5 protein-coding genes are annotated in these 6748 nt (G+C 67.8%); 2 read left to right on the forward strand and 3 right to left on the reverse strand.

From position 1 onward, the window contains the following. Window positions 1–739: 739 nt before the first annotated feature. The 3 genes from AB0M08_RS40145 to AB0M08_RS40155 are packed head-to-tail and all read right to left on the reverse strand — an operon-like array spanning window position 740 to window position 4001. Complete coding sequence (locus tag AB0M08_RS40145) at window positions 740–1528, reverse strand: GPP34 family phosphoprotein (RefSeq protein ID WP_364505392.1); 789 nt, start codon at window positions 1526–1528, stop codon at window positions 740–742. Further along, window positions 1528–2559, reverse strand: coding sequence for an acetamidase/formamidase family protein (locus AB0M08_RS40150; protein WP_364505394.1), 1032 nt, complete (start codon window positions 2557–2559; stop codon window positions 1528–1530). Before AB0M08_RS40150 ends, AB0M08_RS40145 begins: the two co-directional genes overlap by 1 nt. A 2-nt stretch (window positions 2560–2561) precedes the next feature. After that, window positions 2562–4001 (reverse strand): APC family permease, encoded by a 1440-nt coding sequence (locus AB0M08_RS40155; protein WP_364505396.1) that lies wholly within the window; start codon window positions 3999–4001, stop codon window positions 2562–2564. Window positions 4002–5394: 1393 nt separating this feature from the next. Here AB0M08_RS40155 and AB0M08_RS40160 point away from each other — a divergent pair. Both AB0M08_RS40160 and AB0M08_RS40165 read left to right on the forward strand, forming a co-directional pair. Next, window positions 5395–6312: a DUF5753 domain-containing protein gene (locus AB0M08_RS40160; RefSeq protein WP_364505398.1), complete on the forward strand. Its 918-nt coding sequence runs from the start codon at window positions 5395–5397 to the stop codon at window positions 6310–6312. Further along, entirely contained in the window at window positions 6305–6541 is a 237-nt protein-coding gene (locus tag AB0M08_RS40165) for a DUF397 domain-containing protein (protein WP_364505400.1), read from the forward strand. The genes AB0M08_RS40160 and AB0M08_RS40165 overlap by 8 nt, the downstream gene beginning before the upstream one ends. Window positions 6542–6748 lie beyond the last annotated feature (207 nt).

Genomic DNA, 6748 nt, shown 5'->3' on the forward strand with positions numbered 1-6748 from the left:
GGTGCACAGTGCGATGCCAACCAAAGCGCGCGGTAGTGAGGGCTCTCGGCCTGCCAGGTGGTGAAACGGTGTTCCCGGCCGCGACTGGATGCGGCCGCGCCGGTTACCGGTGCTCTGGAGACTTGTCACAGCTGGCCTCCGGCTAGGAGGCGACGGGCGACGGGGTGGGCTGCTGCGGCCCCGGCGGCGCGCCGCCGAATCGCCGAGGGCGCGCAGGGTGATGCCGCCAGCATCACCGGCCGGTGGCACGGCCGACGGGGTGCGGCGAGCGGGGTGTGCCCGGGGTGGGATGGTGCATCGATTCGCGGGGGCGTACGGCGTCGATGCACCATCCCGGCCGGCCCGCAGCCCACGGGGGAAGGCGTGCGGACCGGCGTCCGGAGGGGCCGGCTCGGGCCGAGGGAGGAGCGGAGCGCGCGGCCTGCTTCGCCGTGCAGGCCGCGCGCCCGCCGGCCGGGGGCGTGGAGCACCTCGCCCCGGCCGAACCGCCAGCGTGCAGAATCGGCTGGCGGCGTGAGGACGACGTGGCGGTGTGCGGCGATCGGCCGGCGACCGCCGGGTGTCCCCGTCGGGTGGGCCGCTGCGCTGATCGTCACGGTGCCGTGCCTTTCGTCGTCGCCAAGGGGAATGGGAGGGGTGGAGATGACGCATCGGTGCGGTGGAGCCGACACGTCATCTCCGGGCCGGCACGGCACGCTCTGGGTGAACGCCTCGCGCTGGCCGTTTCAGGGGCTGCCGGTCATCCCATGGCGGCCACCGCGACGTCCCCGCGTCCGGCGTCGACCGCCTGAACGACGGTGGTGATTGCTGTGTTGTTGCGCTGGTCGACGACGTAGCCGAGCCACTGGGCCAGCTCCCGGTCGGCCTGGTTGCGGTAGAGGAACGGGGTGAGCTCGAGCGCGGCGGTCAGCCCGCACAGGGCGACGCAGCTGTCGTCCGGCGGGTGGGCGGCTGGCGACGGGTTCTCGTAGTACGACACCGCCGTTTTCACCCGGTGCCGGGCGCCGACGGGATAGCCGATGTCGACGACGAGGTTGGTGTCGGTCTTGCGCAGGCCCCCGAGGCGGCGCAGCTGAGCGCGGCGGATCAGGCTCGCCGTGATCATGGACGCCTGGGTGCGGTGGTAGAGCTGGCTGGAGGAGAAGTCGCCCAGCCACGACCGCAGATGCTCCCCGCGCGGCTGCGCGCGGGCCAGCTGGTCGACCGACGCCAGCGCGGCATCCAGCAGCGGGCTCCCGGTCGGGGCTGCCTGACCCCCGCGGGGGACCGGCTCGGTGATGAACAGTCGGCCGGGGGCCGGCATCCACTCCCGAGTGAACTCGTTGTACTCCCAGCCGATCTCGACGCGCCGGGCGAACGTGAGTTCCAGCAGCAGCGCGCCGGCCAGTCCGATGGCCAGGACCTGCTCGTTGATGTGCAGCCTGCCGGTGTCGTCGTCGTGGGCGATCAGGTAGAGCTCGGCGTGCAGCGGCAGCGGAGCGCGATGCCTCGCACCGGTGGCCGCCCGGGCGTCGTTGGCGTACGTCATCACGAGGCACCGCCCCCCGGCGCGGGCGGCCACGGGGTGCTGCGCAGCCGGTCGTGGACGCCCTGCTGGATCACGGTGCCGCCGAGCAGGCGCTTGGGCATGCCGGCGAGCATCGTGTAGGCGGGGTCGACCACGTTGCCGACGGTGGTGTCCCCGGCTTGCGCGATCAGCTGGTAGGCGTCCAGGGTGTCCAGGCCGGTCAGCTCGGCGATCCAGGCGACCATGTCGGCGCCGGCGGTACGGGCCGCGTCTTCCAGCGGGCGGGCGCAGCCGATCGACATCAGCATGTCGTCGGTCTCGATGCGCGGCGTCGACGTGGTGACGCCCTTGAGCACGTCCACGGTGATCGTGGTGCGCATCGCCGTCTCGACCGCGACCCCGGACACCTCGCCGCGGCCCTGCCGGGCGTGGCCGTCGCCGAGCGCGAGCAGCGCCCCGTGCACGGCCACCGGCAGGTATAAGGTGACGCCGGCCCGGATCTCCGGGGTGTCCAGGTTGCCGCCGTGCACGTCGCTGGTGATCGTCGACAGTGCCTGACCGCCTGCCGGGGCGACCCCGACCGTGCCCTGCATCGGCGCGAGCGGCAGGTCGATGCTGAAATCGCTGTTGCGGGCCTGGAACCGCACGATGCGGGCGGCCGTGTCGATGTCGTAGCGCCAGACCCGTTCCTCCAGCGGCGCCTGCAGCGTGGCGGTCGTGTGCGTCGAGGTGAGCGCCCCGAAGTGCGGGAAAGTGGCCGAGACGCCCCAGTCCCGGGCCGGCTCGATGTCGAGGAAGTGCACGGCGAGGGTGTCTCCGGGCTCGGCGCCGGCGACGAAGAACGGTCCGGTGACGCCGTTCAAGTACGGCATCTCGCACACCTTCGAGGGCAGGTCGTCGATGCCGTGCACGGCTGCGCCGAAGCAGTCCTCGGTGTAGAGCGTCAGAACCTCTCCGGGTTTGAGGCCGCGGACCGGCTCGTGGCCGCCGAAGGTATAGCGCAGCTCGTTGAGAGTCGGCTGGTACGTGTCGTAGACGAGGTTCTCGGTCATGGTCACACCGCCTGCCGGACCGGCGTGGGGGAGTGGGCGGGCGCCATGCCGGGCAGGCTCGGCCGCCGGCCGACCGCGTACATGATCAGCATGACCAGCACGCCGAGGCCGAACCACGCCAGGCCGAGCAGCTGCGCGGAGGTACGGGCGTTCCACATCACCGTGCCGATGATGGCCAGGCCGATCAGCGGCACCAGCAGGTGCGAGAACAGGTTCCGGCTGCGCCGGCGGATCAGGTAGTAGTAGATGACCGTGACGTGCAGCAGCGTGAACGCGATCAGGGCGCCGAAGTTGATCCAACTGCCGAGCAGGGCGGTGCCGTCGGCCCGGTTAAGCATGTAGAGCCCGAGCGCGGTGTTGAGCACCGACACCACCAGAATCGCGGCGACCGGCGAGTTGTGCTTGCGGGAAACCTTCGCCAGGAAGCTCGGCAGTTGCTTGTCACGGGCCATCGCGAACAACAGCCGGGAGACGGCGGCCTGCGCGGCCATCGAGTCCGGCAGGCCCCACGCCAGCGCGGTCGCCACCAGGCACAGGGTCGCGATCCAGTGGCCGCCCGCGACGGCGAGCGCGTCGGAGAACGCCGTGCCGGCCGGGTCGCCGTTGGCGATCAGCGCGGCCGGGTCGGGGGTGAGCATCGCGGCCACCCAGGTCTGGGCGATGAACAGCACCCCGGCCCCGGCCAGGGCGATGAGCATGGCGGTGCGGACCCGGCGGGCGGCGTCTTGGGCTTCCTCGGCCAGCAGACTGATGCCGTCGAAGCCCAGGAACGACAACAGCGCGACGCTGGTTCCCGCGAGCACGATGTGCCAGGAGAACGTGCTCGAGTTGTAGAGCGGGCTCCAGGTCCAGTGACCCCGGCCGGTGGCGACCGCCCACAGCCCGACGAACACCACGATCGCGAGCACGGTCAGCTCGAGGATCAAGGTCAGCGTGATAACAATGCTGGTCATGCGAATACCGCGCCAGTTGATCACGGTGTTGACCAGGACGAACGACACGAACCACGCCCACGCCGGGATGTGGGCCAGGACCCCGACCGGCGCGGCCGCCGCAGTCGTCGACGACGCGGCCACCAGGTAGAGCAGGCTCGGCACCAGGAAGTAATCCAGCAGGATGGACCAGCCGGCCAGGAACCCGAACGGGGCGCCGATACCTCTGCCGACGTAGTTGTAGACCGATCCCGACAGGGGGAACGCCTTGACCATCTGCCCGTAGGAGGCCGCGGTGAACATCAACGCGACCATGCCGATCAGGTAGGCCAGGACCACCATGCCGCCCGAGACAGCGTAGACCGCGCCGTACACGGCCATGGGGCTGATCGGGAGCATGTAGTTCATCCCAAACGCAGCCAGCTGGCGCGTGTTCAGGATTCTCTTGAGCTGACCTTGGTAGCCGAATCTTTGCAGGTCATCGGCTGGATATGCCGTTGTCGCCGCCACCGCAGGTTCCTTCCTGACATCTTCTAGGGGTTGTTACTTCGCCCATCCCGTCGAGGGAGGGGAGGGGACAGCCGAACGGCCGTCCGGGATGGACGAGCGCGTACGGCTTTCCGGACCTGGCTCTGGGACGTTGGTCGTCAGAATCAGGACGTAGTGGCGGCCGGCCCGCTATCAGCTCTGCGGTGATGCCGCCAGCATCACCCGTACGTTCGGCTGGATGGGCTGGCCTCTAGGGAACCGTCGCTGGTTGCCTGCGTTTGCCGACTGCTGACGAGGCGGGCAGACGCACTGCGAGACGTGGCGTGCTACGAGATCGCGGAGGTAGTCCTCGATCTGGTGAGGTGGATATGACTCAAGATCGACCGCCGGATTCAGGATTAGCCCTGGCATAGGGGGCGCCATCGTGAGCGGTTCTATGTGCGAAGGGCACGACGCTTCCATAGAGGACTGCGCAGCGAGCAGCATCCGAGCGGCAGAGCTCCCGGAGGGCTCTTTGCGGGCGAGGTCATGGATCTGGCTACGGCCCTCTTGGCAAGAGGCGTGGTGGAAGCAAGCAACCGCTTCCAGCGCGGCGGCAAGCACTATGCGGCCGTGTGGCGCCTCGTTCTCCTGGCCGAGGGCGCCGCGGTACCGACGGGCCATGCGCACAGCGCTCGTACGACCAGAGCGGATCTCGAGATCGACAGCGAGGGCGAACGCAGCGGTGACTCGATGAACGTCACGAGGTCGTAGTCGTTCCGTTGCCGCGGCGGCGTCGATGCCGGCAAGCTGGGCAGCCATCAGCTCCCCACTACGAACTAACGCCTCTGCTCGGAGGACCAGGAGATCGACCCGTAAGGCCGCCGCCGCGGCATCGGGCCACGGGGGAAGAGCGATGTTTTGAAGACGGCGGGCTGCCCGACCCGGATCGGCCAGTACGTCATCGCGAAGCTGCATCAGCAGGTCCATGGACACCTACCGACCTTGCAGCGGACGAGTCGGGATGGAGGCTCGCCTCGACCAGCAGTCTTCATCTCGCCGAGTTGCGAGAAGCAGCCGGCGCAACGTCATGGTCGTCCTCCCATCGGAACCGAGGGAGACGTCGAGAGGCTCTTGCTGAAGCCTCCCGACGCTGCTCCCGGTCACCCCCCACCCGAGGCTTCACCGGCACATCGAGCGGGAGGGATTAGCGGTGTTCTGTCGTCGATGTGACTGGCGACACGGAAGAGTCAAGCACCGCATCTAAAAAAGCGCAACGTTCAAAAACGAGATGGCGGGTCATACTCTGATGGATGTACCGATGCGCTTTGATCAACAGTCACGCTGCGTTGCCATTTGACCTGAGCGAGTGTTAAATCTGATCTGCAACAGGTCGGGTAAAAACGCAACGTGCAGCAGAGGGAGGTGTCCCGCCGTGACGGCCGATGACGACGCAGGCGCGGCGTACGCGCGACGGCGCTTGGGCAGGCTACTGACCGAGCTGCGTGAGAACGCCCGCGACGAGAGCGGCGACCGCGTGGCGGTCACTGTGGAGGCTGCCGCAGCACACATCGAACGAGCCCGTCCGACGCTCTACCGGATGGAGCATGGTCTACCCGGAGTGAAGATCAAGGATCGCGATCTTCGTGATCTCTGCGAGCTCTACCGGGCGAGCAGGGAGGACCTCGATACGCTGCTGGCTCTCGCGAAAGTCACCCGCGTACGCGGGTGGTTCCACCCGTTCTCTGACGTCCTACCACCGGGATTCGACATCTACGTTGGCCTGGAGGGCGCAGCGGCGCGGATCACCGCCTACGAGGAGTCCCGGGTACACGGCTTGGTGCAGACCAAGGAGTACGCCCGTGAGCTGCTGCTCTTCCCTGGCCTGGATGGACACGAACGCGATCCGGCCGAGATCGATCGACGGGTCGAAGTCCGGCTGAAGCGGCAAGGTATCCTCACCCGGAGCGATCCCGCGCCGACGCGGGTAGAGCTGTTACTAGGTGAAACCGCTCTTCAACGACCCGTCGGCGGCAGGGCAGTAATGGCGCGACAGCTGAACTACATCAACGAGCTCGGTGATCTCCCGAACGTCACAATCCGGGTCATACCGCTGGCCGCCGGGTTGCACCAAGGCGTCGCGACTGGGCCGTTCTCGATGCTCCGATTCGCCGACAACACTGAGCCGCCGACTGCATACTTCGACGGCTTCCTCGGCCACTCCCTGCTCAACAAGCCCGAACTGGTCGACCGTCTCGACGGGGTGATTTCCGGGATTCGCAGCTGTGCCCTGGACGAACAACCGTCCAGGGAACTCATCCACCGAGTAGCCAAGGAGCACTCCAGTGTCTGACATCTACGACATCCTGACCCCCGAGATCCTCGATCAGGCGGTCTTCCACAAATCGCGGCGGTCTGACAACAGTGGCTCCTGCGTAGAGGTCGCCGAAAACCTCGCGGCGACGCATGGCGTCGTCCTCGTAAAGGACACCAAGCAGCCGAGCCGGCCTCCGTTCGCGTTCACGGTAGCCGAGTGGGAAGCCTTCATCGGTGGCGTTCGCGACGGGGAGTTCGATCTGTGAGCCGGGGCGGCGTCCTAACCGCCGCCCCGGACCACGGATGTTGACCCACGGTTCAGACAAGGACGCCCGAGATCAACGCTGAGCTATACCGTAGCCGCAACGCTACGTGCTGTCAGCGACCTAGTTGATAAAGCCGAACATGGCGGGGCGAAGGCGCATGCGTGTCGCTCTTCACCTGGTCCAACGGGCAGACCCCGGCCAAGCAGC

Source organism: Actinoplanes sp. NPDC051851 (genome assembly GCF_040681165.1).
Taxonomy (GTDB): Bacteria; Actinomycetota; Actinomycetes; order Mycobacteriales; family Micromonosporaceae; genus Actinoplanes.

What these genes read in the sequence shown, in the direction of transcription:
- AB0M08_RS40150 (WP_364505394.1), bottom strand. Translation starts at nt 2,559, where the DNA reads ATGACCGAGAACCTCGTCTACGACACGTACCAGCCGACTCTCAACGAG.
- AB0M08_RS40145 (WP_364505392.1), bottom strand. Translation starts at nt 1,528, where the DNA reads ATGACGTACGCCAACGACGCCCGGGCGGCCACCGGTGCGAGGCATCGC.